Origin of the sequence: Symbioplanes lichenis (assembly GCF_030709675.1) — a bacterium.
In the GTDB taxonomy this organism is placed as follows: domain Bacteria; phylum Actinomycetota; class Actinomycetes; order Mycobacteriales; family Micromonosporaceae; genus Actinoplanes; species Actinoplanes lichenis.
In genome coordinates this window covers 77,676-104,421 of the sequence record NZ_JAUZQD010000001.1, presented here as the reverse complement: position 1 = coordinate 104,421, position 26,746 = coordinate 77,676, and the positions used below count along the sequence as shown (strand labels likewise).

Here is a 26,746-nt window from a genome sequence, read left to right as displayed (position 1 = left end):
TAACCCCGCGTTTCCCATACTCAGGTGATCCTTGTCATTACGCTCCGCCATACGCTGATCTCACCCAGTAGTGGGAAGACGGATCCGATTTGGCCTCAGGGGAAGCCGTGAAACGGTATCTTGCCGCGCTTTGCCCAAGTACTCGGTTCCGCCCGGCGTCGGGTGGTTCAGCAGTTGACTCACTCCGGTAACGTCCATTCCTCCCGGGTAGTGACGGGGGAAGGGAACACTGGGGGATGAAATGAGCGGGAACCCGAGATCTTTGCCGTGAAAGTGAACGAGATGTCCCAATCCGACCCCTCGTCCGATTCCTCCGCCGCCGTCTCACCTGCGGTTTCCCCCGCAGCTCACGACGCGGAGGCCCACCATCACTCTCCGCACTCGCCCCTGGGTGCCCTCGACCGCATCCGCGCCACCCCCGGCGGCCGCCTCGCCCTCAAGATCGGCGTAGGCGTCCTCGGCACCATCGTCGTCGTCGCGGGCATCATCATGATCCCGTTCCCCGGCCCCGGCTGGGCCGTGGTGATCCTCGGCCTGGCGATCTGGTCCGTCGAGTTCGCCTGGGCCAAGCGCCTCCTGCACTTCACCCGCAAACACGTCAACGCGTGGACGCAGTGGGTCCTCAAGCAGTCCCTGGCCATGCGCGCCCTGATCGGCCTCGTCGGCTTCGTCTTCATCAGCGCGGTGGTCTGGGCCTCGGTCTACCTGTCCCTCGACATCAACCTCTACACCGTGATCATGGACTTCCTGACCGGCAAGTGAGGACGCGCCGACCCTGGTTCGCGCACCGGGGCCGGCGTCCGGTAGAGTTCCAATCCGTTGAGGGCGATTAGCTCAGCGGGAGAGCGCTCCGTTCACACCGGAGAGGTCACTGGTTCGATCCCAGTATCGCCCACGCGTCAGCGGTGGTTTGTGCTCACGGAAAGCGTGAGCCGGGCTGCCGCTTTTTTCATTGCTCGGCCTTCGGCCTTCGCGTGGCGGGGGCTTCGCCACCCGCACCCCCACTGCCGCACTCGTTCGTCGTGGTGGACTGGGCTGGAAGGTGGCTTCGCCACCCGCACCATGCCACCCGCACCATGCCACCCGCGCCCCGGTGCCCGCGCCGCGGCGCCTGCGGGAGGGCTCGGTTGGGACGGGGGCGGGGAGGGCGGTGGGCGGTCATCGGGTGAGGCGGTCATTCGGGTACGTAAGTGTGTGGAGGCGGGAAGCGGGGACGCGCCCTCGGGTCGCGCGGCGGTCCGACTCGGCCAGTAGGTGCGCGACTGTGCGGATGTCGATCGTCTCCTGCTCGGCCAGCCAGTTGCCGACCACGTCGGCGAAGGTCCGGGTGGTGACGGGCTGGGCGCCCAGGCGGGCTCGAGTCTGCTCGGACAGCCGGGGCACCCGGGTGCTGTCGAAGACGATGAAGCCGGCGACCTCCGCCTTGGCGAGCGAGACGGTCCACGGTTTGACGGCCGCGGCCATCGCCGGGCGTGCCTGCAGCGAGGGTGCCATGTGGACGAGCAACACGAGACTGCCGCTCGAGACGGCGTACTGGAAGCCGTCGGAGGCTGTGCTCAGCTCGAAGATCCGCACCGCCGGGATGGTCAGCAGCCGCTCGAGGAACGCGGGAGGCTCGCCCGTGCCGAACCACCGCTGGCGCCGTACCCGATTCGCCGCCGAGGTCTGCCGCTCGAAGTCCTGACGTCTGGCCTCGAACCCTTCCCAGTCTTCCGTGGCCAGGACGAGGGAGATGCAGGAAATGACCGCACCGACCAGAATTCCGGCCGACCAGGCGGTGAGAGACCACTCGCCCCTGTAGCCGTGGACCACAGCGGCACCGACAGGCAGTATCATCCCGCCGAGCACCGCCGCGGTGTAGAACACCCAGCCGGCGGATCGGGGACGTGGCGTCTGGTGCACCAGTCCCGCCGCGGCGGCCAGCGCCGAGGCGATCGCGGCCGCGATCACTGCCGGCACCCAGTGGAGCACAGCCAGGCCGACCAGGGCGCTCGACCACAGCAGCAAGAAGAACCAGGTGGTGATGAGCCCGGACTTGCCGGGCCGGCCGGGTGCCGCCGGCACACCGACTATCTTCGCGGGCCTGTCGTCGGCCGGCTCGGCGAAGACCTCCGGCGAGGATTCGTGCCGTGAGCTGTCGGTGTACTGGCGATCCTGGGCGATCGCCACGGCCCCCAGCACGACCGCAAACTCCGGCGCCGGCACGTCCACGACCGCGCCCGGAACCAACTCGTTCAGCCGGGAGCGGACCAACGGGATGTGCGACGATCCGCCGACAGGCAGCACCGCACCCAGCTGCTGGGGGCTGATCGCGGCGTCGTCCAGGAGCGACCGGCAGACCTCGATCGTCCGGCTGATCTGGTGACCCACCATCCGTTCGAAGGTGTCGCGATGCACCGTTACCACAGGCTGGGTGGGCAGCTCAGTGAGTCTCTCGTGCACCACGGCGTCGTTCGAGAGGCGGCGTTTGATGCCTTCGCACGATCGCCTCAACCGGCGGACGGCGCCGGCGTCGCCTTCGAGCTGCGGCAGGATCTCCGGATAGCGGGAAAGAAGGTCGTTGAAGATCTGCTCGTCGAAGTCCGTTCCTCCGACGTCCGCCAGCCCCTTGCGGAACAGCTGCGGCCGTCCGGTGCCGTCGTCGGGTACCAGCAGAGCGCAGTCGAACGTGCTGCCGCCGAGGTCGTAGACGAGCAGCGGACGCCTGTCGTCGACCCCGGGCAGCGTCCGTGCATATTCGAAGGCCGCGGTCGGCTCGTCTATCAAGGTCAGGTGTTGCCGGGCGAAGCCGGCGCGCGCCGCTGCCTGCTTGAGAATCTCCCGCTGGTCGGCACGCCAGGAGGCGGGACAGGTCAGGACGACCTGAGCTGGGGCGGCGGGCACCGCCCGTTGGGCGCTGTCCCTGAGGAACCGGAGCATGATGCTGACGACCTCGACGAGCGCCACGTCGTTCCGTCCGACGAAAATACGGTCACTGATGCCGATCTGGCGCTTGAACCTGTCCACGAACAGCTCCGGCCGTATACCCGCGGCATTGAGGGCTGCCGCTCCCGCGTCGGTCTCCCGCATGCCGTCGCGGTAGGCGACCGCCGTGGGAATGAGCATTTCTCCCCCGAGCGGATCGGTGATGAGCCGAGGATCACCCTCATCGAGGGCGAGGGCCAGGGAGCACGTGCTCATGCCGAAGTCGAGCCCGTACGCCAAACGCTGCGTGCCTGTCACGAAGCCTCCCTGTGGTAGCGCCGTACCATGGCTGCTTCCGCGGTCAGCATGGTCAGCTGCTCGGCATCACTCCGGACCGTGGCGGGGTCGGCGCCCCGATCCTTGAGGATCTGCCGCAGGGTCGCCTCCTGCTCGCGGAGTCCGGACTCGACCAGGTCGCGCAGCCTGGTGGCCAGCGTCTCGCCCGATCGGGTCAGCCAGGCCTCCTCCTGCCCGGCGAAGTGCGACACCCAGCCGGGCGCCTTGCTGGTCAGCTCGTTGACCTTCTCCGCCCGCCAGATCGTGCGGGCCTTGCCCATCTCGTCCCGCAGGCCGGCGGCCCAGCCGATGAAGTGTCCGAGCAACGCTCCGACGCCCATGCCGATACCGGGAGCGATCGCACCGCCGATCAGCCCGCCGATGATCGTGCCGAGGCCGCCGCCGGCCGCCGCGAGCACATTCCCCGCGCCGGCTGCTCCCTGGAGGGAACCGATCGTGAGGCTCGGTGGTCGTCCGGCGTTGCGCAGAAGATCGGCGGTGTCGAAGGAACCGCGGCCGTCGTCCGGCCGGGGCGATCCGGCGTCGAGCTCGATGATGAACTGCGCGCGATCGGCCCAGCGCGTCACCAGATCCTTGTGGACCTCATCCAGCGCCTTGTCGGTTCCTTCCCGGATCGTCGTCAGCACTTCGAGGAAGCGCTTGATGTAGGTCTCCGGGTCGACGAAGGAGGCGAACAGCTGGGTCTGATCCGTGACGGCCTCCCGCAGGACCGCGAAACGCTCTCGCGCGTCCGCGCGGACTCTCTCGATCGCCCCGGCTGTCTCCCTCGGTACTGCCGTGGCCGCTTCGTGGCGCAGGGCCGCGAGGTCGCGGAGCTGCCGGATGATGAGCTCCTCGTCGTTGTGCCGGCTGCGCAGCGGGACCGTGATCGTCTCGATGGCCGTGAGCAGACAATTCGCCGCGGCCGCGGTGCGGGCCGCCACCCACCGCTTGTGCCGTCGCTCGATGGCGTCCCAGACGAGATCGACGCCGGACTCGGCCCGGTCCGGCACCGAACGGTCACGGTCGGCGGCGCGGGCGAGCCGTGCGGACGTCATGATGACCTCGAGGGCTCCTGCGGGCACGTCCAGCTCCCGGGCCACCCGCTCACGGGCGACGTCGGCGAACGGCTGGGCGTCCACCTGATCCGCCTTGGTCACCACGACGACGGGGAGCGGGCCGGCTCCCACGGCGGCCCGGAGCGCACGCAGCTGGGGAACGGAGAGCGGCGACCCGGCAGCGGTGGTGAAGAGGACGACATCGGCCTTGCTGAGGAACTGCCGGGTCAGGACGTCGTGGAACGGTTCGGTGCTGTCGAGGCCGGGGGTGTCGACCAGGACCACGCCTGACCGCAGCCGCTCCACCGCGGCGGACATCTCGACCAGCACGACCTGGCCACCCTCGTCCGCGGCAGGAGCCTGGCCGGTCTGGGCCGTGATGAACCTCTGCACCTGCTCAGGAGTCAGGTCGGCTGCCCCCGCACCGTCGGCGCTCGTGCCGTCCGACGACCGGATCACCCGGGCGACCGGTTGTGCGCCCCAGGAGAGCGTCGTGATGACGGCAGTCGTGGCGTTGGGATGGTGCGGGAAGATGTGCGGCCTGCTCACCATCGCACTGAGAAGGTGCGACTTCCCCATGTTGAACTCGCCGCAGACCACGGCCCGGAAGGGCGCGGGGTTGAGCAGCCGTCTGGCCTCCTGCAGCAGGCTGCCGGTCATCCGTACGTTGTCCGGGTCGGCGCCAAGATCGTCCGCGAGGGCGAGAAGCCGCCGGCGTTCCTCAGAGATTGTCATCGGGACCGTCCTGGTAAGCGACCACTTCCTGGGGACGCGCCACCTCGCCGTCGACGAGCAGCCCGGGGCGGGTGGAGGAGGCGATCGTCCGGGCCGCCCGGCCCGGGCCGGCGGGCAGGCTCGAAACGACGCGATGCCTGCGGGCGTCCAGGGCCCCTTGATCCGTGAACGGCTCGGCGCCGATGCTCCGTAACGCGTCGTCGACGTGCTGGACCGCCCACACCAGAGGATCTTGGTCCGCCCCTTGTGCACTGCTGCCGACCGCGCTGAGCCGCTCCCGGAAGTCGGTCAGCCGCAGCGCGATCTCCGTGCGCTGCCGTCTCCACTCGACCCGCTCCGCCTGCCACTGCTCGTGGCGCAGCTGGGCCTCCCGCCGGTCGTTGCGGTTTCGTTCGACGAGGACGTCGAGCGCGACATCCGTCTGCCGGACCAGCACGTCGGCGGACCGCGCCGCCGATGGTGGCGAAGGGGCGGTCAGACCGGCCAGTTCGGTCGCCCGGCAGGCCAGTTCGTAGACGGCGTGTGTCACCTGCCGGAGCTCTCGCTTCGCGCCGAAGCCGGGTAGAGGCACGGTCATCGCAGCACACCTTCCTCAAGGAACTCGCAGGTCGGGCTCATCGGATGATCAGAGGTCGGGCGCCCACGACAGCATGCGCAGCGACTTGCGGACCCGGCGACCGGTCTCTTCGGCCAGGTCGTAGAGAATGCCGGCGGCGCGCCGCGTGGCCGCGTCGTAGTGCGGGTCGTCCCGCCTGGCGCGCCAGTAGGCGATCTCAGCGACGGCCTCGCCGTCGAGCTCACTCAGGTTCACCAGCCATGCGGCGGACCGGCCGAGCCGCTCGGAGCACGACCGCCCGTGGGCGCCGGTGAGCCTGGTCATGTGGCTGACGTCTTCCGGCGTGAAGAGCAGCTCACCGGCATGATGAGCCCGGCGGACCTCGATCTCGGCGAATCCGGTCTCACTCTGCTCGATGCGATCGAGGGTCTGGAACAGATGGTCCAGACGGTCGCGATCGGGCTGGCCCACGGGCCGCATCAGACTGTTGCGGAAGATGGCGGCTTGTTGCCGCAGGTTCGCCAGCACGCTGCTGAGCTTCATCAGATAGGAGTGGCGGGCGAAGTGCTCGTCGACGAGCTGGCGCAGCGCTGCCACGCCGCTGTCGGTCTCCAGGTGCTGCCGGATCTCGGCCAGCGAGCAGCCGTCACGGACGTAGCGGTACGCCAGGAGCACCCCCCACAAGCCGAGTTCGTCGGCCAGGCGGGCGCGGCGGCTCGCATCGATCGCCGACCCGGCCGGCGCGTCGTTGCGGAAGCGATCGTTGCTGGACAGTTGCTTGATGATCGTCTCCGGCGGGACACGCGCGAGTTCCACCAGGTCGCCGTAGCGTTCCTCGTCGAGACACTGGGCACCGGCGGCCACGAGGCCCGCCGTGGGCAGGACAGTGTGAAACAGCCGGCTCACCTGCCCGTCCCGTCCGAGGAACCGCTCGATGGCCGGGATGCCGACCTGACGCAGCGGGTTGTAGTCCATCGGATGGATGCCCGCGTCATCCGCGTTCTCCGCGGACCAGTCGAGATCACACTGGTTGAGAACGCCGACAGTCCGGAGCGGATTCGTGCCGCCATGCATCTCGTCGCCGCTGAGAAATGATTGGAGTACGGCGCTGTCGTACTGGGCCAGCCCGCGTTTGAGAACGTAGAACATGGCGTCCGCTCGGACGGTTTCGTCAGCACTCGTCCGGTGGATGTCGTCGACGGTGTGACCAGCGCGCCTGATGACATCGACAGTCGCGTCGTCCACCGCGCCGAGCAACACGCGTTCGGCTTCGGCGCTGTCCTCGCCATACACACTGCCGAGGCCGGGAGTGTCGATCAGGGTGAGGTGCCGCAGTGCCGGCTCGTCCAGCTGTACGACGATGCGGCTCACCCTGCGGAGCCGATCGAGATGAGCCTCGTCCCGCACGCTGAGCTCCGCCAGCCGGGCCAGCTCGTATCGTTCGACCCCGGCATGACCGAACTGGTCACCGCGTACGACCAGGATTTCCTCCGGGCGGCCGAACCGCAGTTCGTAGACCTTGAAGGTCGTCTCCAGCATTCCCGTAGCCGCTATGTGCCGCCCGAGCAGGCCGTTCAGGAGCGTGGACTTCCCACACTTGATGAACCCCGCGACGGCGAGGCGCACCGGCTCGCCGAGCTGGGACCCAGCCGTCTCGATCTCCTCCCGGAGCGACGGTTCGAGGCCGTAGCGGCCGGGAAACAGGGGAATCAATTCCCCGAGAGCATTTTCTGCGGACGCCCGCGAAACAAATTCATACATTGCGACAGGGCTCCCGTGACGGTGTCACAAAATGCTCTGCCAAGTCGTCGGCGGAAGCAACGGTCTGTTCGGGGACGCCGGGAAGACACCCGTATCCGGCCCTTGCCCGACCAGGGCGGACAACGGCTCGGTCGAGGGATCCGATTCCGGGACCGCCGCCGGAACCGTCCGGAACGGCGACCCCGGAAGGCGGACCAGAAGCGGGGTGAGAGGCGTGGAAAGGCGCGAGCGCGGCGCCCCCGAGGGGACGCCGCGCTCGAGTGTTATGGGTGGGTCAGCGGGTGCCGGCGAGGGTGGAGACCATCGGCGGGCCGCTCACCGGGGGGCGGTGGGCTTCGGCGGTGGTGGCGCGCAGGGTGGTGGCGCTGTCGTCGGCGAGGGGCTCGCGGAAGGGCTGGTACTCACCCTGGCAGAGCTTGCCCTTGGCCGGCAGGGTGCCCTTCAGCAGGTACGTGTCGATCGCGCCGGTGGCGCAGGCCGACGTGCCGTAGGACGTGTGGCCCCAGTTGGTGCTGGAGAGCAGGCGGCTGTTGGGGAGGCGCTTGCTGGCGGAGACGGCGTCGGTGTAGGCGGTGGCCGGGTCCCACTGGGTGCCGACGAGGAGGACCGGGGCGGCGGTCTTGCGGGTCCACGGTCCGGTGTAGGCGTCCTCGTCGCGGACGGTCCACGTGTTGCGGGCACACTGGGCGGTGCCCCAGCCCCAGGCGCGGCCGAAGTACGGGGCGCGCTTGTCGGCCTTGACCATGAGGGCGGGCCAGGCGGCGGCGTCCTTGGGGTGCAGGCCGTCGGTGCAGTCGACCGCGGCGAAGGTCTCGAAGCCGTTGTCGTACGGGAAGTCGCGGCCCGGCTGCTTGGCCTGGTTGGCCCGGATCCGCGCGATCAGCCCGGCCCGCGCCGTCGCCTGGGCGGCCTTCGACGAGGAGCTCAGCAGCGTCTGGATAAACGCGGCGTCCTGCGTGACGTAGTCGCCGGCCGCGACGTCGTACAGGTCGCTGAGGATGCCGCCCACGAAGTCGGCGTACGTGATGGTGTAGTCGCCCAGCTCGTCGGTGACCACCAGCGGCTTCTTGCGCAGCTGCTGGGCGATCTTCTCGAAGTTCTGGACCGGGTCGCCGGCCGCGAACGCGCAGTACTTCTCGCCGGCCTTGTCGCAGCGCTTCAGGATCTCACGCAGCGCCCGGTACGCCCCGTCGGCCGACTTGAGCCGCTCGTCCTGCTCCTGGTTCGCGGTCTTCTTGGTGCCGACCCAGTGCTCCGGGTCGAGCACGCCGTCCACCACGATCGCGCGGAAGCGGTCGGGGAACATGTTGGCGTAGTACTGGCCGATCGCGGTGCCGTAGCTGAAGCCGAGGTAGGTCAGCTTCTTGTCGCCGACGGCCCGGCGAAGAACATCCATGTCCCGTACGACCTCAGCCGTCGACATGGCACCCGACAGCGGCTTGCCGGTCGTCGAGCACGCCCGGCCGAGCTGCTTGGCGCCCTTGACGTACCGGGCCTCCTCGGTCTTGCCGTACGGGAAGGCGACGTTCATCTGGCCGAGCACGGCGCTCTGGTCCTTGACCGACTTGAAGCACTTGACGTTGGCGCTGTTCGCGACGCCGCGCGGGTCGACGCCGATGACGTCGAACTTCTGCAGCAGCGCCGGGCTCAGGAAGTTCGGCGCCGCGAGCGCGATGCTCGTGCCGGAGCCGCCGGGACCGCCGGGGTTGAGGAACAGGCTGCCGAGCTTGTGCTTCTGGTCCTTCGCCTTGATCCGTACGAGGGCGATCTCGGTCTTCGCGCCCTGGGGCTGGTCGTAGTCCAGCGGCAGCTTCGTGGTCGCGCATTCGGCGTAGTCGTAGCACTTGTACCAGCCGAGCTTCGGCGTCGGCACACTGTCGACCCGCTTGCGCTCCAGCGTGCTGGTCTTGTCGGTCTTGGTGGCCGCCGCCGCGGGCGCCGCGAGCCCGGTGACCAGCACACCGGCGATCAGCCCGGCACTCAGGAGACGCCTGGAGAGATGTGGCATGCAGAACCCTTCTCTGGCAATTCCGCGGCGCCGCCCGCCGCGGCCCCGGATAGTGCCAGATGAATGCCACACATGTGCATGGATAATTGTCAAAGCAGTGGCGCGGGCGCGCGGAAAGTACATTGGGGACGATGACCGAGGAAAGTGATCTCCGGCTGCTGCGCCCGGCGGGATGGCGGCTGGCCCGGGCGGCGCGCCTGGCGGCTCTGCGGGACGCGCCGCAGCATTTCCTCCCGGCGCGGCCGCACGAGTCGTCGTGGGGCGCGGGGCGCTGGCGGCGGTCCTGCGAGACCGGGCGGTGGGCGGTGGCCCGGTCGGCCGGCGCGGTGGCGGGGCTGGCCCGGCTGACGGACAACCCCGACGGCCTGCACATCGAGTCGGTCTGGACGCGCCCGGACCGGCGGCGCCGGGGCATCGCGTCGGCGCTGGTGCGGCTGCTCGTCGACAGCGAGCCGGGGCGGGACATCCTGGTCTGGGTGATCCAGCCGAACGCGGCCGCCCTCCGGCTCTATCTCTCGCTCGGGTTCGAGCCGACCTTCGAGCGCCAGGTCCTCGACGGCCGGGGCCGCATCGAGGAACGGCTGCGGCTCAGCGGCAAGTCACACCCGGCATGACCGGCGGGCCGGCGACACCGAACCGGGCCTCCCGCCAGCGCTCGACGCCCAGGGCGGCGAAGGCGTCGGCGAGACCGAGCCGCTGCCGGGCGGCCTTGCGGCTGCGGTCGCCGAAGCGGGTCCGGTCCTCCTGCCAGGTCTCGAGGAAGGTCACGCAGTCGGCGGCGGTGATGCTCGCCAGCTGCCGGGTCGCGTCGTGGAGCGCCTTCCAGGCCTGGATGGCCTGGTGGGTGTCGTCGGACAGCCGGTTCATCACGTCCTCGATGAGCCGGTGGCGCTCGCCGATGAAGGCCTCCCAGTAGCCCTCACCGGCCTGGTGCAGGCTGCCGACATCGTTGAAGAGGGAGAACAGGCCCTCGGCGAGCAGATCGCCGAACTCCTCCGAGGCGGCGCGGCCCGGGTCCTCGAAGGGGTTGAACTCGAGCTGGCCCACGTCGCCGACGTGCGCGACCCCGGCCCGCTGGGCCTCGCCGGCGAAGGCGAACCAGTCCTCGTTGTAGATGTCCGGGAAGACCTCGAGGGCACTGTCGCCGGACGTGTTCACGCCCAGGCCGGCGCCGCTGACGAAGATGCCCTGCGGCCGCCCGGTCAGCCGGTTGGCGTGGCACACCACGGAGTTGTCCGGGAACTTCACCGTCCGCAGCCCGGCGAACCGGTTGCGGTCGAGGTGGTGCGCCACCCGGGTCACGTGGCCCGGGGTGATGCCGATGATGTCGTCGTCCAGGAACATGATCTTGTCCCAGCCGAGGTGACGGGCGAGCAGCAGGCCGATGTTGCGCTTCTGGCTGAGGTTGCTCGACCGGTGGTTGCTCAGCGCCCGGAACGTCTCCGCCGAGGTGCTCAGCCCGGGGATGTGCCGTGGCAGCCGGGCGACGACGACGCGCCCGCTCCCGGGCCGGCTCGCGACGAGGCCGGCGACGTCATCGGCGGAGCAGTCGTGGGAGGCGAGCACCACAAGCGTCGTCCCGCAGGCCGCGGCCAGGTCGATGAGGCCGGTCAGGGTGGCCGCGCGGCGGGAGGCGGGCACGATGATCGCGTCGAGCGGCCGGCCCGCCGGGCGCAGCGCGGGGGACCAGTCCATCCGGCGGAGCAGCCGGTCGTGGTGGGCCCGCTGCTGCGCCGGCCGGGACCCGGCTCTCGATCTCATGCGGCCCCCCGGCGGGTCTCGGTCGTGGGCCCCTCGGGCCAGGCGTACAGGATGTTGTCCTGGTTCTGCAGGTCAGGAGACAACGCCTCCCCGTGGAAGACGCGCACGCGGACGAGCAGCCCGTATCTCCCGCGTGGGAACCGGGCGGCGAGATAGGCCTCGTTCGCCTCGCGGATCCGCGCGTCGGTCAGGGTCCGGACCGCGCCCAGCACGCCCCGGCTGTGAATGCCGTTGCACAAGGTCAGCGTCTTGCTGGAGTTGAACGGATTGGGCACCCGGGCCAGCAGTCCGACGTCCTCCTCGAGCTCACCCGCCGGGGCGCCGTTGCCTTGCGAGAAAACGGGCAGGAAACGGCGCTCCGCCGCTCCGTGCCCCACGGCGAAGATCTCTCCGGTGCTCACCTCGGGGACGGCCATCTGCCGCACCGGCAGGTAGTCCAACTCGCGGAGCAGCCGGCGGGTTACGGGATTCCAGGCGATGCCGCCGATCAGCACCAGATGACCGGAAAGATCGTCGCTCTCGACCGACGCGGCCGGCTTGAAATGAACCGGGAACGACAGCCCGTTCTCCGCCCGGACGTGCCCGTGCAATTCGATCAAGGCGTCCAGGTCGAGTGATTCGTACAGCGCGGTGTAATTGGGATTGCTCTCGTCTCCGTACGGGCCCTTGGCGTCGGAGGGGGCGTCGGGCGTGATGATCGTGACGGGCCCGCCGTCCGAGAAGAACCACGAGCGGGCCGTCGGGGCCCGCGCCGCGTCGGCCGCCGGTGACCCGCCCCGGGCCTCCTCCGAGAGCGCGGTCAGCTCGCGGAGCAGGGTGTCGTAGGCCTGCCGCTGCTCCGGGGCCAGCTCGTCGGGGCCGGTCAGCCGGCCGTCGCGCAGCGCGGGCAGGCGCGCGTAGGGCTCGAGCCGGCTCTCGGGCACGGGCGCGGGATTGTTGACCCGTTCCCAGGACGAGATGGCCGCGGCGCCCACCTGCCGGCCGTCTGCGGAGAAGATCGCCGCCAGCTCGCCCTGGGTCAGTTTCGACTGGTCCCTGAGCGTCCGCAGCCGGTGGGCCAGCTGCTCGGCCGCTGGTGTCGCCATAAAGGCCGCCCCTCCCGGCTGCTGAGATCTCGTGCGTTCTCACTCCGTGAGGTCTTGTTCGCCTGAGAGTGAGCGGAGTAAATTGAGCTAAGCTCTATTCCATTTGACTGAAATCAAGTTTATTCAAGTTGAGTCTAGTTTAGACAGGCAAAAAGCCAGCATAGCAGAGCACGGCGCCGGGGGTGTTCGCATGGGCACAGACGCGTCATCGCTACAGACAAAGGGATCACTGATCCGGGACGAGCTCACCGGTCTTTCGATCCGTTACCGCCGCGACCTCACTGTCGGTCTGTTGAGCGGTCGCGTGCCCATTCCCCGGGAGTGGCTCAAGCCCGGCCTGAAAGACTTCATCGACCTCGACGACAGCGCCGTCCTGGACGAGGACGCCGCGCCGGTCGCCCGGGCCTATGTCCACGCCGTCGCGCAATTCTCCGAATTGATCTTCCGGCTCATCGACGCGTTCCTGGCCGAGCACGGCGCGTTCTACGGGCTCACCGGCAAGGAGCGCCACAGCTTGCGCCGGAACGGCGCCGCCGTCGTGCGGGACACGATCTACCGGCACGGCGCCCTCTGGCCGGCGGCCGACCCGGCGCGCCTCGGGCCGTCCGTCCGGGCCGCGGTCGAGCAGGCGCTGCACGAGCGGTTGCGGCACCGGGCGCCGCCCGAACGCCCGGCGGTCCCGCCGCCCGAGCCGCCGGCCTCGCGGGTGGCGCCGCACGCGTGGGAGCACGAGGTGCGCCTGCTGGTGAAGGCCGTCGTCTGGACGGGGGCGGGACTCGCGAACGCCGCCGCCGTCTCGGTGCTCTACCTGATGTTGTTTCTCATGCTGCGGCGCTATGCGCCCGACCTGACGGTCGCTCAGGACCTGCTTGTGGCCGGCGTGGCGATCGTCGCGTCGCTGGGCGGGCTGGCGATCGGCTGGCTCTTCCAGATGCTCAGAGCCCGTCGTTACCGGGGGCGGCTCGCCGGGGAGAGGCCCCCGGGCGGAGCAGGATAGGCGCGACCAGCATCCCGCCGAGCACGGCGAAGGCGACCACCGCGGCGACGATGCCGCCCGGCCGGTTCGCCGCGGCGAGCACTCCGAGCAGCACGGCGAGCGGGGCGACGACCCAGACGGCGAGGACCGCACGCCCGGTCGTCACCGGCGTCTCGCGTCGTCCGGCGGCCACAGGAGGACGTTACGCCGGGCCGCCGCCGCGGCACACCATCCGGACGGTCCGACCTGGACGCCGATCACTCCGGACTTGTTCTGTACAATATTTACAGGACGTACACGTGGATGAGGAGCTTTCATGACGCCGTACGGGCCGGTGCTGCGGCACCCCGCTGTGCGCCGGCTGCTGCCGGGGTACGCCGCGTCGGCGCTCGGGGACGGGATGAGCGCCGTCGCCGTCAGCTGGCTCGCGCTGGAGCTCGCGCCGGACGAGCATCGGGGCCTGTGGGTGGCCCTCGCGGTGGCCGCGTTCACGTTCCCGGGGGCGGCCGGCACCTTCCTCTTCTCCCGGCTGCTCCGCGATCGGCCCGGCGCCCAGCTCGTCACGTGGGACTCGACGCTGCGCGCGGTCACGCTGGGGGCGATCCCGGTCGCGGCCGCGTCCGGGTCACTGTCGATCAGCCTGTACGTCATCCTGCTCGCGATGTCGTCGCTGCTGCACGCCTGGGGCTCCTCCGGGACGTACACGCTGCTGGCGGAGTTGCTCCCCGAGCGGGACCACGTCGCCGGGAACGCGCTGCTCGCCATGCTCGGGCAGACCGGGGTGCTCGCCGGTCCACTGCTCGCGGGACTGCTGATCGAGCGGGTCGGTGCGACGTGGGTGCTCGCCGCCGACGCCGTCAGCTTCGCCGTGCTGGCCGTGACGTGCCGGGGGCTCGGCGGAGACAGGCAGCCACGATCCGAGCCGGGGTCTCCGGGCTTCGGCGTCCTGCTCGCCGACCGGCGGCTGCTCGGGCTGGCCGGGCTGACGTTCCTCTTCTACGCGCTGTACGGGCCGGTGGAGGTCGGGCTGCCCGTGCTGGTGTCGGACGTGCAGCAGGCGCCCGCGACGGTGCTCGCGTGGTACTTCACGGCCTTCGGCGGCGGCGCCGTCGCGGGCGGGCTGCTCGCCGGCTGGCTGCGGGACTGGCCGGCGGGCCCGGTCGTGGCGGGCATCGTCCTCGGGGTGGGCGCGGCGCTGCTGCCGCTCGGGTGGGACCTGCCCGTGGTGGCCGCGGCCGGGTGCATGGCGGTGGCGGGGTTCGTCTACGCGCCCTACCACGCGATCACGCTCGCGGTCTTCCAGCGGTCGGCGCCACGCGAGGCGCTGGCGTCGGTGCTGGCGGCGCGGCGGACCGTGCTGATCCTCTCCGGGCCGGTCGGCGTGGGCGCCGGGGGAGTGCTGGTGACGACGTACGGGGCGCGGCCGGCGTTCCTGGTCGCGGGCGGCGGCACGGTGCTCCTGGGCCTGGTCACGGCGGGCGTGGTGGCGGTCGCCCGGGCCCGTCGCGCGTCAGCCTGAGGCGGGCGGACGGTGCTGCTCCGAAGCGCCGGCCGGGCTCGTCGCGGGTCAGCTCGAGGCGGGCGGGTCGTGCTGGGCCGCGGCACCCAGCGGACGCGGGGCGGCCGGTGCTCCGGGCGTACCGGAGAAGGCGGAGGGACCACCGCCCAGCCGCAGGATCGTCGCTTGCTGGTTGCTCTCGGCCTCGTCCAGGCGCTGCAGGCGCTCGAGGTCGGCCGCCGAGATCAGCGCGGCGATGGGCTTGCCGTGCCGGGTGACCACGATGCGCTCGCCGCCGTAGGACGCCCGGTTGATCAGATCGGCGAACTCCGCGCGGGCCTGCGTCACCGGAACCTCGTGAGCCATGCCGGCCAGCCTATCCGCCGGTGCGGGGACCGGCGGAACGCCGCCGGGACGCGATGGTCCCGGCGGCGTTCGGGCGTCAGCTCACCGCCACGTCGAAAATGTGCATGATGCCCTTGTCGGTGGACTGCGGCAGGGTGACCGTGGCGACCGTCTTCGCCGGGTCGAGCGCCACCGCCGGCGACGCGAAGATCCGGAACGTGCCGGTGCCGGCCGTGCCGTTGGCGTTGTTGCGGCCGGCGAGCGTGACGACCGCCGTCTCACCCGCGACCGGGTTGGCCGCCCAGTCGCTCAGGGCGAAGGCGACGTCCTGGGTCGTGCCGTCCGTGTAGGTGACCACGGCCGTGCCGGCGGCGGGCCCGTTGGTCGACAGGCCGAGGAACGAGACGGTCGAGCCGACCCGGCCGACCGGGACCTTCTGGCCGTGCGGGATCCAGTTGTCGGGCGTGCCGGGCGCGGCCGACGGCCACGTGAACGCGGTGCCCGGCACGGTCGCGCCGGGCGTGACGCCCTGCGCGGCCAGGGTGGTACGGGACAGCGACCAGTCGCTCAAGTCCAGTGAGCCGAGGTTGCCCTGCCCGTCGGGCGTGGTGCCGGCGTTGTTCCGGGCGTCGGCGCCGTCGGTGTAGGACGGCGGGACGTCCGCGGCGCCGGTGCCCCACGAGCCGGCCGTGGACTTCATGGCGAAGTCGAGGGTGCCGCCCGTCCGCGCGACGGAGCTGTCCAGCCACGACGCCGTCTGCGCCTTGCCGTTCACGCGCAGGCCGGTGACGTACCGGGCGCCGGACTGCACGCCGGAGGCGTTGATCTTCAGCTTGGGGCCACCGACCGGTGCGATGACGATCTTGTCGAACATGGGCGCGCTGATCACGAGGTCGCCGGTGCCGTAGATCGCCGGGTAGAAGCCCAGGTTGGCGAAGACGTACCAGGCGCTCAGCGCGCCCGTGTCGTCGTTGCCGGGCAGGCCGGACGGCGTCGTGTCGTACATCTCGGTCACCGCGCGGTAGAGCACGTCGGTGCCCTTGGCCGGCGCCTGCAGCCAGTTGTAGACCCACGGCGTGCCGAAGGCCGGCTGGTTGGACAGGTAGTTGCCGGTCTGGGTGTACGCCCCGGCGTCGAGCTGCGCCATCAGCGTGTCGAGGGCGGCGGTCGACGCGGCGACCCCGCCCCGCGCGGCGATCAGCGTCGACAGGTTGTGCGGGACGAGCCAGCCGTACTGGTAACCGGTCGACTGGTTGAACTGCCCGCGGCCGGCCGAGTCGTCACGGACGCGCAGGTCGAACGTGCGGTCGAAGCCGTTCCGCGAGCGCGGCAGGATGTGCTTCGACTGCGGGTCGAAGACGTTCATCCAGCTTTGCGAGCGGGCGGCGAAGAAGTCGTACGCGGCCCGGTCGCCGAGCCGCTGCGCCATCTGCGCGATGGCGAAGTCGTCGATCGAGTACTCGAGCACGCGCGAGGTCGCGAAGTCGCCCTTGGCGTTCTCGATCAGGCCGGTCGAGAAGTACTGGTAGCCGTCCGACCGGGAAGTCTTCGTCGCCGGGAGGACCTGGGTCGCCTTCATCGAGGCGAGCGCGGCGGCCCGGTCGTAGTCGGTTGCGCCCATGTCGTCGAGCGTGGCCAGGATGACCTGGTAGTTGTCGCCCTGCATGCGCGCGGCGCCCGGCGCCCACGAGCCCTTCTGCTGGGTGAGCGCCACGATCGACCGGTTGATGTCGGTCGCGACCCGCGGGAACGTCAGCGCCACCAGCTGCACCTGGCTGCGGTAGCCGTCCCACCCCGAGCCCGGGAAGTTGATGTTCTTGTAGAAGTGGTGACCCTTGTCGACCGTGTGCACCTTGTCGTCGAAGCCCACGTACTGGCCGTTGACGTCGTCGCGCACGTTCGGGTTCATGAAGGCGTGGTAGAGCGCGGTGTAGAACTTCGTCCGCTGCTCGGTGCTGCCGCCGTCGGCGTCGATCGTGCCGAGGGCGTCCTCCCACAGGTCCTTGGCGTCGTGCTTGACGTCGTTGAAGCCGTCCCGGCCGACCTCGGTGTCCCGGTTGAGGGCCGCGTTGGCGACGCTGGTGTAGCTGAAGCCGGTCTTGGCGACGACCTTCGATCCCTGCTTGAACGTGATCCACGCGCCGGTGTCGTGGCGGTAGTCGACCCCGGTGTCCGTGGTGCTCTTCAGCGCGTGCGCCGACCCCGCGGTGAGCGTGTCGTCGGTCCACGTGCCGTACGACTCGAACGGCTTGTCGTACGTGGTCGAGAAGTAGGCCTTGTAGAGGTTGCCCACGTCGCAGACGTCCGTGCCGTACATCCAGCCCGACACCGTACGCGTCGCCGGGTCGATCGTGACCTCGCTGCCGAACGTCCGGTTGTTGGGCCCGGACACGTCGAGGATCAGCGACGAGTCGCCGCTCTTCGGGAAGTCGAACCGGCTCACCGAGGTCCGCGCGGTGGCCGTCAGCTCGGTCCTGACACCGTTGTCAGTCTCCACGGAGTAGTACCCGGGCTGGGACTCCTCGTTGGCGTGGCTGAACGGCAGGTAGTAGTCCTTGATGGTCGTCGCGGGGCTCGACGGCAGCACGCCGCCGGTCAGCTCGCCCGCGTACGGGATGGTCGGGAACTCGTAGCCACCGAACCGTCCGGTGCACCCGGTGCCCTGGTAACGGGTCAGGCCGAAGCCGCGGATCAGCGAGGCGGTGTACTCGTAGCCGCCCTTCTGCCCCACGTTGGCGTTGCCCTCGGCCCAGGTGGTCGGGCTCGGCTGCACCATGCCGAAGGGCACCGCGGCCCCGGGGAAGGTGTTGCCGTACGCGTCGTTGCTCTTGTTCTGTGTCTGGTCCAGCTCGGTGCCGATGAACTGGTTCACGGCGTCGAACGCCGAGATCTCCTTCGGCCCCGCGACGGCCGCCGTCGACGACATCAGCACCAGCGCGCCGGCGGCCACGAGCCCCCGCCGCACGGCGCGTCCACTACTCCACCCAGGCATGCGTTCCCTCACTGCTTCGACATGGATTCAGGTCACTGTCACGTCCTGAGGAGACCATCACACAACGATCAGGAGTACGGAAGATCAACTCCGGGCGCGAGGCGGACAGTTCGCCGGTTTTGCCACGTCGCGCGGGGCTGCTCCGGCATGGTGGACCGGTGACTGTCCGGGGGGTGCGGCGCCTGGTTGCCGCGATCGCAGTGGCCGCCGTGCTCGTGCCTGCCGTGCCGGCGCGGGCTGCTGTCGTTTACGGCGGGACGATCAGCCGGGACGCGGTGATGCGGCGGGCGGCGGACTGGTTGCGGCGGGATCTGAGCTACTCGCAGAACAACGCGAACGCTCGGTGGGACGTGAACCGGGGGCGCCGCTATCGGCCGGACTGTTCGGGGTTCGTGTCGATGGCGTGGGCGCTCGATCCGCGCCGGCAGGGGCGGGCGCTCGTCACCTGGGAGCTGCCGAGCGTGGCGGGCCGGGTGCCGTGGCGGGAGCTCCGGCGCGGCGACGCTCTGTTGTTGCTCATGCCGTGGAACCGGGCCGGGGAGCACGTACAGCTGGTTCAGGCGTGGGCCGACCGCACGCGCACGCGGGTGTGGGTGATCGAGCAGAGCGGGAGCGCCGACGGGATGCGGCGGAAGGTGGTGTCGCTGCCCCGCGCGAAACGGGTGGGCTACGCCGTCTACCGCTACCACCGCATCACCGGCTGAGCGTCACCGCGGCGGCCGTCACCGCGGCGGCCGTCACCGCGGCGGCCTTCACCGCGGCGGCCTTCACCGCGGCGGCCTTCACCGCCCGGTCTTCACCGCGGCGGCCCTCACCGCTTCAGACCGAACTTGCGGTTCGTGGCCTTGGCCATCAGCGACCGGGGGATCAGCCGCTGCACCAGGAAGACCCACGGCGCGCCGCTGCCCAGGGCGTAGAACTGCCGGGGCCGGTCGGCCTCCAGCGCGCGCACGATGACCTCGGCGATCTTCTCGGGTACGGGACCCGCGCGCTCGATCCGCCGCATGTGGTCCAGCAGCGTCTCGTAGTCGGCGTGGTGCGGTGAGCCCGGCGCGATGTCGGTGACGCGCCGCTCGCTGATGCCCGTGCTGATCGAGCCGGGCTCGACCGTCGTCAGCCACACGCCGAACGGGGCGTACTCGGCCCGGGCGGCCTCGGCGAAGCCCTTGATCGCGGCCTTCGTGGCGATGTAGAGCGACCGGTACGCCATCGGGAACGACGCGTTCATCGAGCCGACCATGACGATCCGGCCCGACCCGCGCTCGCGCATGGCGGGCAGGGCCAGCTGCGCCAGGCGTACGGGGGCGAAGACGTTGATCTCGAAGAGCCGGCGCAGCACGTCCTGGGGCAGATCCTCCAGCGGGCCGGCGTGGCTCTGCCCGGCGTTGTTGACCAGGGCGTCGACGTCCTTGAGGCGGCCGGCGAGGGCCTCGACCGAGGCGGGGTCGGCGACGTCGAGCGCGACGTACTCCACGCCGGGGACGCGCTCGTCCGGCGGAATCCTCTCCGGGGCTCTGCTCGTACCGACGACGGTCCAGCCTCGCGCGACGAGCAGGGCGGCCGTGGCGCGGCCGATGCCGGACGAGGCTCCGGTGATCAATGCCGTTCGTGACATACCGGAGATGGTAGGGGTCTTTCGATATCCCCACGGCGAGGGTTTTCCCTGATTCATCGGCGCGGGTCGATAACTAGCGTCAGCCTTCTCCCCCCTCGAAGGAGTACGCATGGCTCGCAAGCCCTTCGCCATCGCCCTGGGTGTCGCCACCGCGGCCGCCTCGGTGCTGGCCGCCGGGTCGGCCCACGCCGCCCCGCTCGGTGCGAAACCCGCGCCCGCCGACCCGGCCAAGGCCGCCAGTGCCTTCGTCGCCACCCGGCCCGCCTCGCTGCACGCCGGCGCGGCGGAGACCTTCCAGCAGCAGGCGGCGATCGTCTCCGCCGGTGTCACCTACACGCCGTTCGAGCGTACGTACAAGGGGCTCGAGGTGCGCGGCGGCGACTTCGTCGTGGCGACCGACGCCCTCGGGCAGACCCGCTTCACCTCGGTCGCCCAGGACCGGGCGATCGGCGAGCTGTCGACGACCCCGGCGCTGACAGCGGCCGCCGCGCTGGCCGTCGCGAAGAAGGAACTGAGGACCGTCGCGAACGTCGAGGGCACCGAGCTCGTCGTCGTCGCGCCCGAGGGCGGCGCCGCGGCGCTGGCCTGGGAGTCGACGATCAACGGGACGACGGCCGAGGGGGTCAGCCGGCTGACCGTCGACGTCGACGCGGCGAGCGGCAAGGTGCTGCGTACCGAGGAGCACGTCACCGACGTCACGGGCACCGGCACGGGCTGGATCAACGGCTCGGTGTCGCTGAACACCACGCAGTCGGGCTCGACCTACTCGCTCAAAGACCCGGCGGTCACCAACCTGAGCTGCCAGGACGCGTCGACCCGGACCACCTTCTCCGGTACGGACAACGTGTGGGGCAACGGCGTCGGCACCAGCAAGGAGACGGGCTGCGTCGACGCCCTCTACGTCGCGCAGAAGCAGAACGCGATGCTGACCGCGTGGCTGGGCCGCAACGGGCAGAACGGCAGCGGCGGCGCGTGGCCGATCCGCGTGGGCCTGAACGACCAGAACGCGTACTACGACGGCACGCAGGTCCAGATCGGCAAGAACACGGCCGGCAAGTGGATCTCGTCGGCCGACGTCGTCGGGCACGAGCTCGGCCACGGCATCGACGACAAGACCCCGGGCGGGATCTCGCGCAGCGGCACCCAGGAGTTCGTCGCCGACACGTTCGGCGCGGCCACCGAGGCGTACGCGGCCAACCCCAACGACCCGGCCGACTACCAGGTCGGCGAGGAGGTCAACCTGGTCGGCAGCGGCCCGATCCGGTACATGTACAACCCGTCGCTCGCCGGTGACGACAACTGCTACTCCAGCAGCACGCCGTCGGACGAGGTGCACGCGGCCGCGGGCCCGGGCAACCACTGGTTCTACCTGCTGGCCCAGGGCACGAGCGGCAACGGCCAGCCGGCCAGCACCACGTGCAACAGCACGACGATCACGGGCCTCGGCATCCAGAAGGCCATCAAGATCATGTACAACGCCATGCTGCTGAAGACGTCCAGCTCGTCGTACCTCAAGTACCGCGTCTGGACGCTGCAGGCCGCGAAGACCCTCTACCCGGGCAGCTGCACCGAGTTCAACACCGTCAAGGCGGCGTGGACCGCGGTGAGCGTACCGGCGCAGTCGGGCGAGCCCACCTGCTGATCGCGACCTCGCACGACAAGGGCCGGCGCCCGCGCGCCGGCCCTTCCGCGTTCTTAAGGATCTCTTGAACAACCTTCCCGGCGCCGCGGGCCACTTGATGCACGTTCGACGAGTTGATCGGGAAGGCAATCGGATGACACACGCAGGTCAGGCCCAACCGGGTGGTCGGCGGCGGCGCCGCGCCGCGGTGGTCGGCGGGTTCGCCGCCGTGGTGGTCGCGGCGGCGGGCATCACCGCGACGGCGTTCGCGGACAGCACCTCGCTGAGCGCGACCTTCGAGGACGGCGGCACCTCGGGCTGGGCCAAGTCCGGCGGCAGCTGGTCGGTCGTCGCCGACGACACCAAGGTGCTGCGCCAGGCGAACGCGGGCAGCGCGCTCGCGCGCATGTTCGCCGGGGACGAGGGCTGGGCGGACTACTCGCTGCAGGCACGGGTCAAGGCCGTGAGCCTGACCGGCGCCGGTACGGCCGGCATCGCGGCCCGCGCGACCGGATCGAGCCAGTTCGAGCGGCTGGTGCTGGTCCCGGGTGCCGTCCGGCTCGAGGAGGTACGTGGCTCGAGCGTCACCGTGCTCGGCTCGGCGACCCTGGCCAGTGCCGCGACCGCGTGGCACACGCTGCGTGTGGACGTGAGCGGCTCGTCGATCACCGGGTACGCGGACGGGGTGAAGGTGGCGTCGGGCACCGTCGGCGCCAAGTTCGCGAAGGGCCGGGTCGGGCTGGTCACCACGACCGCGTCGGCGTCCTTCGACGACGTGAAGGTGAGCACGTCAGCCGCGGCGCCGACGCCCACCGTGACCGCTTCTCCTTCTCCCACGAAGACCGCGTCGCCCACGCCTTCTCCCACCAAGACTGCGTCCCCCACGGCCACCGCGGCACCGGTCGCCTCCAAGTGGCCGACGGCGACGAAGACCGAGAAGCTCAGCGCCACCAAGAAGATCACCGGCTCCTTCGACGGCGGGAACACCCAGTTCGTCGGCACCGGTGACCTCGGCGGCGACGGGCAGGAGGAGGGTCAGGACGCGCTCTTCGACCTGGCCGACGGCGCCACCCTCTCCAACGTCATCCTGGGCAGCCCGGCCGCCGACGGCGTCCACTGCCTCGGCACCTGCACGCTGACCAACGTCTGGTGGCTGGACGTGGGCGAGGACGCCGCGACCTTCAAGGGCACCTCGGCCGGCCAGACGATGACCATCAACGGCGGCGGCGCGAAGAGCGCCTCGGACAAGACGTTCCAGCACAACGGGCCCGGCACGATGATCATCAAGAACTTCCAGGCCGAGAACATCGGCAAGCTCTACCGCTCGTGCGGCAACTGCTCGAAGCAGTACGCCCGTCACGTCCAGGTGCTCGACGTGACCATCACCGCGCCCGTCAAGGCCGTGGTCGGCATCAACCCGAACCTGGGCGACACCGCGGTCATCGACGGCCTGAAGCTGGTCGGCGACACGGCCAAGACCGACGTGTGCGCGCTGTTCAAGGGCGTCACGAGCGGCGAGCCGACGCAGGTCGGTGACGAGCCGGACGGCGTGTCCTGCAAGGCTTCCCACGTGACGAAGGGCTGACGACGATGGCCCGTCGATCCACGCGACTCATCGCCGCCTCGTGCACCGCTGCGGCCGTACTCGTCGGGGCTGGTCTTGTCGGCCGGCAGCATCTCGCCTCGGCCGCGGCCAACGTCAGCTTCGACAGCGGTACGGGCATGAGCTTCATCATCAACGGCACGAACGGCAACATCACGTCGCTGAAGCACAACGGCGTCGAGCTGGCGGCCTCCGGTCAGGCGGCCGGGCAGTTCCAGTCGGGCTGGGACTCGGCGACCGTCACCAGCAAGACGTTCAGCAACGGCGCCCTGCTGACGACGGTGGCGAACAGCGGCATCGGCGTGACGATGTACTACTTCGCCCGCAAGAACGACAACACCGTCTACCTGGCCACGAACATCACCAAGGCCCTGAACCCCGGCGAGGCCCGCTTCATCACCCGCCTCAAGTCGTCGCTGCTCACCACGTCGCCCGCGGCCGCGAGGACGGCGAACTCGACCGCGACCGTCGAGGGCTCGGACGTCTTCGCCTTCGGCAACGGCCGGACGGCGTCGAAGTTCTACAGCTCGCAACGCTTCATCACGCAGCAGCCCTTCGGCGCGAGCGGCAACGGCCACGGCGTCTATCTCACCGGCGGCAGCCACGAGATGAGCTCGGGCGGCCCGTTCTTCCGCGACATCGAGGTCAATGACACCGGCTCGGCCGTGAACATCACGCACTACATGTTCAGCGGTCACGAACAGACCGAGCCGCTGCGGCTGGGCCTGCACGGACCGTATTACATGTCGCTGACGGACGGGGCCGCGCCGGCCGGGCGGAGCCTCGACTTCCTGTCCGCGTACATCCCGGGTCTGCTGAGCGACGCCCAGCGCGGCGCCGTGCAGGGGACCGCGACCGGCTCCTGGCGGGGCAAGCTCGACGGCACGGTCGCTCTGGCCGGAACCGCCGGCCAGTACTGGGGCGCGGTCAAGAGCGGCGCATTCGTGATCGGCCACATCAGGCCGGGGACATACACCGCCACCCTGTACGCCGGGGAGCTCGCCGTGGGCAGCACCAAGTCCGTCACCGTCACGGCCGGCGGCACCGCGTCGCTGACCCTGGCCGGTGACCCGCCCGCGGCCGGCACGCTGCTCCAGCTGGGCACCTTCGACGGCACGCCCGCGGGCTTCCGCAACGCCGACAAGATCGAGACGATGCACCCGTCCGACACCCGCATGGCCGCGTGGCAGCCGGGCCCGGTCGCGGATGCCGCCGCCCTGCCGATGGCCCAGTTCAAGGCCGTCAACTCGCCCCTGGCCCTGACCTTCCCGCTGACCACGGTCCCGCCCGCCGGCGCCCGCCTCCGCATCGCCACCACCGGCAGCTTCGCCGGCGGCCGCCCCCAGATCACCATCGGCGGCTGGACCTCCCCCGCGAGCGCCTCACCCGCCCCGGCCGACCTCGACAGCCGAGGCATCACCCGAGGCACCTGGCGCGGCGTCAACGCCACCTACACCTTCACCATCCCGGCAACCGCCCTGAAGACCGGCACCAACACATTGTCGATCGCCACCATCAGCGGCAGCAGCGGCGCGACGTTCCTGAGCCCGAACTACGTCTTCGACGCCCTGGCCCTGGACCCCGCGTAAAGCTTTCCCCGCGGTATCGAACCGGCCCGCTCCCACTGCCCCTGGGGACCGGGCCGGTTCGCCGTCACCGGGAAGTCACTCCGCCCGGCGGAGATGTCCCGACTTCAGTGCGCTCTCGAGAACCTCGGGGAGCTTGCCGCTGTCGGTGTTCACATGGATCTCCACATGGGAACTGGCTCGTGAGATGGCCAGGTAGAGCTGGGAAAGCAAGTAGCGGGTCTGAGGCCAGCCGGCACCACGACGCATCCGGGGCAAGCCGGCGACGATGACGGTGTCGAACTGGAGGCCGGCCACGTATTCAGCGGGTCCCAGCACGACGGTGCGTTTCTCGTACTGCAGACTCGCGACGTCGTCCCGGCTGGTCAGAACGTTGAGCCGGCAGGCGTCGGTCTGCGCTGCCGTCTCCGCGTAGAGGTCGAGGGCCTCCCGATCGACCAGCACGACGGCTATGCGCCCGTTCTCCGACCGCGAAGCCCAGGTACGGCAGGACCGCAGAGCTGCCGTGGCCTCGTCCTGCCGGGTGATGTGATGGTGCAGCCGGGGCACCTCGGTCGCCGCGCCGTCCGAGCCGACCTGGTCGAGGTCGAGCTCCCAATCCTCGCCCAGGTCCAGCTGTGGCCAGCTCTTGTTGATGTGGCGCAGCAACCCGAGTACCTCACGGCCGAAGCGATGGATGCGGGTCAGGGACAATTGCTCGACTTCTCCCAGTGCCTGACTGCCCTGGGCGGAGTCCTCACGGGTCAGGGCCCGCCCGGACACGCCCGTATAGACCATTTCCGCGGACTGCCGCGGGTCGAGGGCCATGAACATCTTGGGGTAGACGCTGGGATCGCGGCTCAGATGGTGCAGGGCGCGACGTTCCTGCTCATTGAAGAGGTGCAGCTCGTCGACGAAGATCAGGTCATAGCCGTCGGTCATCCGCCGGTGCGCCTGCCAGCTGCTCTTCTCGAGATCCTTGACGAAGTCGTTGACGACCTGGTCAGCGCTGATCAAATTGTCCTGGCGCAGGCCGTCGACGTAATCGCCGTAAAGCCCGAGGACGAAATCCTTCTCGCCGTCCGTCTCGAGCGACATCATCCACGACGAGCGAGGCAACTCGCGATATTCCTGCCCAGCGCTGTACCCGCGGGGAACGATGCCCTCCGGCCCGAGAACGCAGGCGAACTCGTTCAGCACCCCCCAGGCGAAGAGCAGATGCTGGTCGGAGTCGGGTGCGCTCTCCACCGCCTCGGCGAAATCGGCGCGGCACCGGCTGCGATAAGCCGGCCAGTCCGTGGACAGCGCCCGTGCTATGAGCGCGCGGACGCGGACCATCTGTTCCTGCTTGCCCGCATGACTGTCTTCACCGAGAGATCGGAGACCAGGCGGCAGCTTGCTGTCCATGAGCATGCTTCCCGCACTGAACAAGGGGAAGACGTCGATGTCCTTGACCGCCTGCTCCTCGCCCATGGTTTCCAGCAAATGATCTACCTGGGCCTCCATCGCCCAGCTGTGGGTGAGGAAGAGGATCCTGCACCGTTGTCCTCGCTTCCGTGCCTCGGTCACCTCTCTGACGGCCTTCAGCAGCAAGCAGAGCGTCTTGCCGGTGCCGGCCGGTCCACGGAGCTTGACCGGAGGCTTCTTGTCGAGAAAGCGAGCCTGGTCGTGGCTCAGATGGGGCAGCCACTCCGAGTAGGTGCGGCCGCCCGCCGTGGCGTTGAACGTGGCTTCCAGTGCCACCGTCGGGGAAAGCGACGGGGTGCGGGGCGAGGTGCGGCCGAATCGCGATCGTGCCTCGGCCACCGCCTCGTCCCAGAAGGCCACGGCGTCCTCGTAGCGTGAGTGGTCGGGACGGAAGCTTTCGAGCGTGATGAAGTGTTTCTCCGACACGAGCCGCCAGAACAGGACGTCCGGATTGCCCTTCGGCCGGATTTCCGCTGTCCAGCGCATCGTCTTGTCGCTGCGGTCGCGCGGGCTGCCGAAGAACGAGAAGAGGTTGTCGTGGTGATAGGCGTGCCATTCGCGCGGCAGCGACATGCGACTCAGGCCGGCGACTATCGCGGCTCGATGTATCCGTTCGAGAACGGTCTTCTTCTTCCATCGGCCGTTCGCGACGCCTTCGTCCTCCTGGTCCATGATCACGATGCGCCGGTCCGGCCCCTCGTCCGACTCGTGCACGAAGTGGACGGTGTCACCGAGTTCGACGCGTTCGACCTGCCAGCCACGGCACTCGGCGCCGGGCATCCGGGCGAACCAGGACGGGCCGGCCGAGGTGAGACAGGCCTGCAACGAGGCGATGCTGAAGACATGGTGGAGAGTCATGG

At 70.0% G+C, this 26,746-nt stretch carries 20 protein-coding genes and 1 tRNA gene; 9 read left to right on the top strand and 12 right to left on the bottom strand.

The features are described from left to right. Positions 1–282 precede the first annotated feature (282 nt). Both RAN62_RS00450 and RAN62_RS00445 read left to right on the top strand, forming a co-directional pair. Positions 283–762 carry a TIGR02611 family protein gene (locus RAN62_RS00450; RefSeq protein ID WP_369077127.1) on the top strand — a complete coding sequence of 160 codons (480 nt, stop codon included), beginning with the start codon at positions 283–285 and terminating at the stop codon, positions 760–762. A 61-nt stretch (positions 763–823) separates the two neighbouring features. Beyond that, positions 824–895, top strand: a tRNA-Val gene (locus tag RAN62_RS00445). A gap of 263 nt (positions 896–1,158) precedes the next feature. Here RAN62_RS00445 and RAN62_RS00440 read toward each other — a convergent pair. The 5 genes from RAN62_RS00440 to RAN62_RS00420 form a co-directional block, all read right to left on the bottom strand. Further along, positions 1,159–3,222 (bottom strand): Hsp70 family protein, encoded by a 2,064-nt coding sequence (locus RAN62_RS00440; RefSeq protein ID WP_305782388.1) that lies wholly within the window; start codon positions 3,220–3,222, stop codon positions 1,159–1,161. Next, on the bottom strand, positions 3,219–5,033 hold the full coding sequence (locus RAN62_RS00435) for a dynamin family protein (protein ID WP_305782387.1): 1,815 nt from the start codon (positions 5,031–5,033) through the stop codon (positions 3,219–3,221). Before RAN62_RS00435 ends, RAN62_RS00440 begins: the two co-directional genes overlap by 4 nt. After that, positions 5,020–5,610, bottom strand: coding sequence for a hypothetical protein (locus RAN62_RS00430; RefSeq protein ID WP_305782386.1), 591 nt, complete (start codon positions 5,608–5,610; stop codon positions 5,020–5,022). Before RAN62_RS00430 ends, RAN62_RS00435 begins: the two co-directional genes overlap by 14 nt. Positions 5,611–5,658: 48 nt before the next feature. Further along, positions 5,659–7,350, bottom strand: a complete 1,692-nt coding sequence (locus tag RAN62_RS00425; RefSeq protein ID WP_305782385.1) for a dynamin family protein — start codon at positions 7,348–7,350, stop codon at positions 5,659–5,661. Positions 7,351–7,624: 274 nt separating this feature from the next. After that, positions 7,625–9,358: an alpha/beta hydrolase gene (locus RAN62_RS00420; RefSeq protein ID WP_305782384.1), complete on the bottom strand. Its 1,734-nt coding sequence runs from the start codon at positions 9,356–9,358 to the stop codon at positions 7,625–7,627. Positions 9,359–9,489: 131 nt separating this feature from the next. On the opposite strand from RAN62_RS00420, the gene RAN62_RS00415 reads away from it, so the two are divergent. Beyond that, positions 9,490–9,972, top strand: coding sequence for a GNAT family N-acetyltransferase (locus RAN62_RS00415; RefSeq protein WP_305782383.1), 483 nt, complete (start codon positions 9,490–9,492; stop codon positions 9,970–9,972). Here the strand turns inward: RAN62_RS00415 and RAN62_RS00410 are convergent. Together RAN62_RS00410 and RAN62_RS00405 are read right to left on the bottom strand one after the other, a co-directional pair. Beyond that, positions 9,947–11,119 carry a glycosyltransferase family A protein gene (locus RAN62_RS00410; RefSeq protein ID WP_305782382.1) on the bottom strand — a complete coding sequence of 391 codons (1,173 nt, stop codon included), beginning with the start codon at positions 11,117–11,119 and terminating at the stop codon, positions 9,947–9,949. The two genes, RAN62_RS00415 and RAN62_RS00410, sit on opposite strands and share 26 nt — an antisense overlap. Further along, complete coding sequence (locus RAN62_RS00405; RefSeq protein ID WP_305782381.1) at positions 11,116–12,204, bottom strand: hypothetical protein; 1,089 nt, start codon at positions 12,202–12,204, stop codon at positions 11,116–11,118. Before RAN62_RS00405 ends, RAN62_RS00410 begins: the two co-directional genes overlap by 4 nt. A 292-nt stretch (positions 12,205–12,496) precedes the next feature. Here RAN62_RS00405 and RAN62_RS00400 point away from each other — a divergent pair, with 292 nt between their 5' ends. Further along, complete coding sequence (locus RAN62_RS00400) at positions 12,497–13,201, top strand: hypothetical protein (RefSeq protein ID WP_305782380.1); 705 nt, start codon at positions 12,497–12,499, stop codon at positions 13,199–13,201. Here RAN62_RS00400 and RAN62_RS00395 read toward each other — a convergent pair. After that, positions 13,140–13,373, bottom strand: a complete 234-nt coding sequence (locus tag RAN62_RS00395; protein WP_305782379.1) for a hypothetical protein — start codon at positions 13,371–13,373, stop codon at positions 13,140–13,142. The two genes, RAN62_RS00400 and RAN62_RS00395, sit on opposite strands and share 62 nt — an antisense overlap. A gap of 123 nt (positions 13,374–13,496) precedes the next feature. On the opposite strand from RAN62_RS00395, the gene RAN62_RS00390 reads away from it, so the two are divergent. Continuing rightward, a complete protein-coding gene (locus RAN62_RS00390; protein WP_305782378.1) occupies positions 13,497–14,699 on the top strand; it encodes an MFS transporter in 1,203 nt (400 codons plus the stop codon). Between the two features lie 48 nt (positions 14,700–14,747). Here the strand turns inward: RAN62_RS00390 and RAN62_RS00385 are convergent, their stop codons facing one another. Then, positions 14,748–15,044 (bottom strand): type II toxin-antitoxin system Phd/YefM family antitoxin, encoded by a 297-nt coding sequence (locus tag RAN62_RS00385; protein WP_305782377.1) that lies wholly within the window; start codon positions 15,042–15,044, stop codon positions 14,748–14,750. 76 nt (positions 15,045–15,120) lie between these two features. After that, positions 15,121–18,015: a GH92 family glycosyl hydrolase gene (locus tag RAN62_RS00380; RefSeq protein WP_305782376.1), complete on the bottom strand. Its 2,895-nt coding sequence runs from the start codon at positions 18,013–18,015 to the stop codon at positions 15,121–15,123. 158 nt (positions 18,016–18,173) lie between these two features. Between RAN62_RS00380 and RAN62_RS00375 the strand changes: the two genes are divergently transcribed. Further along, positions 18,174–18,719, top strand: a complete 546-nt coding sequence (locus RAN62_RS00375) for a hypothetical protein (protein ID WP_305782375.1) — start codon at positions 18,174–18,176, stop codon at positions 18,717–18,719. 107 nt (positions 18,720–18,826) lie between these two features. On the opposite strand, the gene RAN62_RS00370 is transcribed toward RAN62_RS00375, so the two are convergent. Beyond that, positions 18,827–19,630, bottom strand: a complete 804-nt coding sequence (locus RAN62_RS00370; protein WP_305782374.1) for an SDR family oxidoreductase — start codon at positions 19,628–19,630, stop codon at positions 18,827–18,829. 109 nt (positions 19,631–19,739) lie between these two features. Between RAN62_RS00370 and RAN62_RS00365 the strand changes: the two genes are divergently transcribed. From RAN62_RS00365 to RAN62_RS00355, 3 genes are all read left to right on the top strand, one after another. Continuing rightward, positions 19,740–21,272, top strand: coding sequence for a M4 family metallopeptidase (locus RAN62_RS00365; RefSeq protein WP_305782373.1), 1,533 nt, complete (start codon positions 19,740–19,742; stop codon positions 21,270–21,272). 133 nt (positions 21,273–21,405) lie between these two features. Beyond that, positions 21,406–22,836, top strand: coding sequence for a pectate lyase (locus RAN62_RS00360; RefSeq protein WP_305782372.1), 1,431 nt, complete (start codon positions 21,406–21,408; stop codon positions 22,834–22,836). A gap of 5 nt (positions 22,837–22,841) precedes the next feature. Continuing rightward, a complete protein-coding gene (locus tag RAN62_RS00355) occupies positions 22,842–24,443 on the top strand; it encodes a rhamnogalacturonan lyase B N-terminal domain-containing protein (protein ID WP_305782371.1) in 1,602 nt (533 codons plus the stop codon). A 75-nt stretch (positions 24,444–24,518) separates the two neighbouring features. On the opposite strand, the gene RAN62_RS00350 is transcribed toward RAN62_RS00355, so the two are convergent. Continuing rightward, on the bottom strand, positions 24,519–26,744 hold the full coding sequence (locus tag RAN62_RS00350) for a DEAD/DEAH box helicase (protein WP_305782370.1): 2,226 nt from the start codon (positions 26,742–26,744) through the stop codon (positions 24,519–24,521). Between the last annotated feature and the right edge of the window lie 2 nt (positions 26,745–26,746).

What these genes read in the sequence shown, in the direction of transcription:
- RAN62_RS00450 (WP_369077127.1), top strand. Translation starts at nt 283, where the DNA reads ATGTCCCAATCCGACCCCTCGTCCGATTCCTCCGCCGCCGTCTCACCT.
- RAN62_RS00435 (WP_305782387.1), bottom strand. Translation starts at nt 5,033, where the DNA reads ATGACAATCTCTGAGGAACGCCGGCGGCTTCTCGCCCTCGCGGACGAT.
- RAN62_RS00430 (WP_305782386.1), bottom strand. Translation starts at nt 5,610, where the DNA reads ATGACCGTGCCTCTACCCGGCTTCGGCGCGAAGCGAGAGCTCCGGCAG.
- RAN62_RS00425 (WP_305782385.1), bottom strand. Translation starts at nt 7,350, where the DNA reads ATGTATGAATTTGTTTCGCGGGCGTCCGCAGAAAATGCTCTCGGGGAA.
- RAN62_RS00420 (WP_305782384.1), bottom strand. Translation starts at nt 9,358, where the DNA reads ATGCCACATCTCTCCAGGCGTCTCCTGAGTGCCGGGCTGATCGCCGGT.
- RAN62_RS00415 (WP_305782383.1), top strand. Translation starts at nt 9,490, where the DNA reads ATGACCGAGGAAAGTGATCTCCGGCTGCTGCGCCCGGCGGGATGGCGG.
- RAN62_RS00410 (WP_305782382.1), bottom strand. Translation starts at nt 11,119, where the DNA reads ATGAGATCGAGAGCCGGGTCCCGGCCGGCGCAGCAGCGGGCCCACCAC.
- RAN62_RS00405 (WP_305782381.1), bottom strand. Translation starts at nt 12,204, where the DNA reads ATGGCGACACCAGCGGCCGAGCAGCTGGCCCACCGGCTGCGGACGCTC.
- RAN62_RS00390 (WP_305782378.1), top strand. Translation starts at nt 13,497, where the DNA reads ATGACGCCGTACGGGCCGGTGCTGCGGCACCCCGCTGTGCGCCGGCTG.
- RAN62_RS00385 (WP_305782377.1), bottom strand. Translation starts at nt 15,044, where the DNA reads ATGGCTCACGAGGTTCCGGTGACGCAGGCCCGCGCGGAGTTCGCCGAT.
- RAN62_RS00380 (WP_305782376.1), bottom strand. Translation starts at nt 18,015, where the DNA reads ATGCCTGGGTGGAGTAGTGGACGCGCCGTGCGGCGGGGGCTCGTGGCC.
- RAN62_RS00370 (WP_305782374.1), bottom strand. Translation starts at nt 19,630, where the DNA reads ATGTCACGAACGGCATTGATCACCGGAGCCTCGTCCGGCATCGGCCGC.
- RAN62_RS00365 (WP_305782373.1), top strand. Translation starts at nt 19,740, where the DNA reads ATGGCTCGCAAGCCCTTCGCCATCGCCCTGGGTGTCGCCACCGCGGCC.
- RAN62_RS00360 (WP_305782372.1), top strand. Translation starts at nt 21,406, where the DNA reads ATGACACACGCAGGTCAGGCCCAACCGGGTGGTCGGCGGCGGCGCCGC.
- RAN62_RS00355 (WP_305782371.1), top strand. Translation starts at nt 22,842, where the DNA reads ATGGCCCGTCGATCCACGCGACTCATCGCCGCCTCGTGCACCGCTGCG.
- RAN62_RS00350 (WP_305782370.1), bottom strand. Translation starts at nt 26,744, where the DNA reads ATGACTCTCCACCATGTCTTCAGCATCGCCTCGTTGCAGGCCTGTCTC.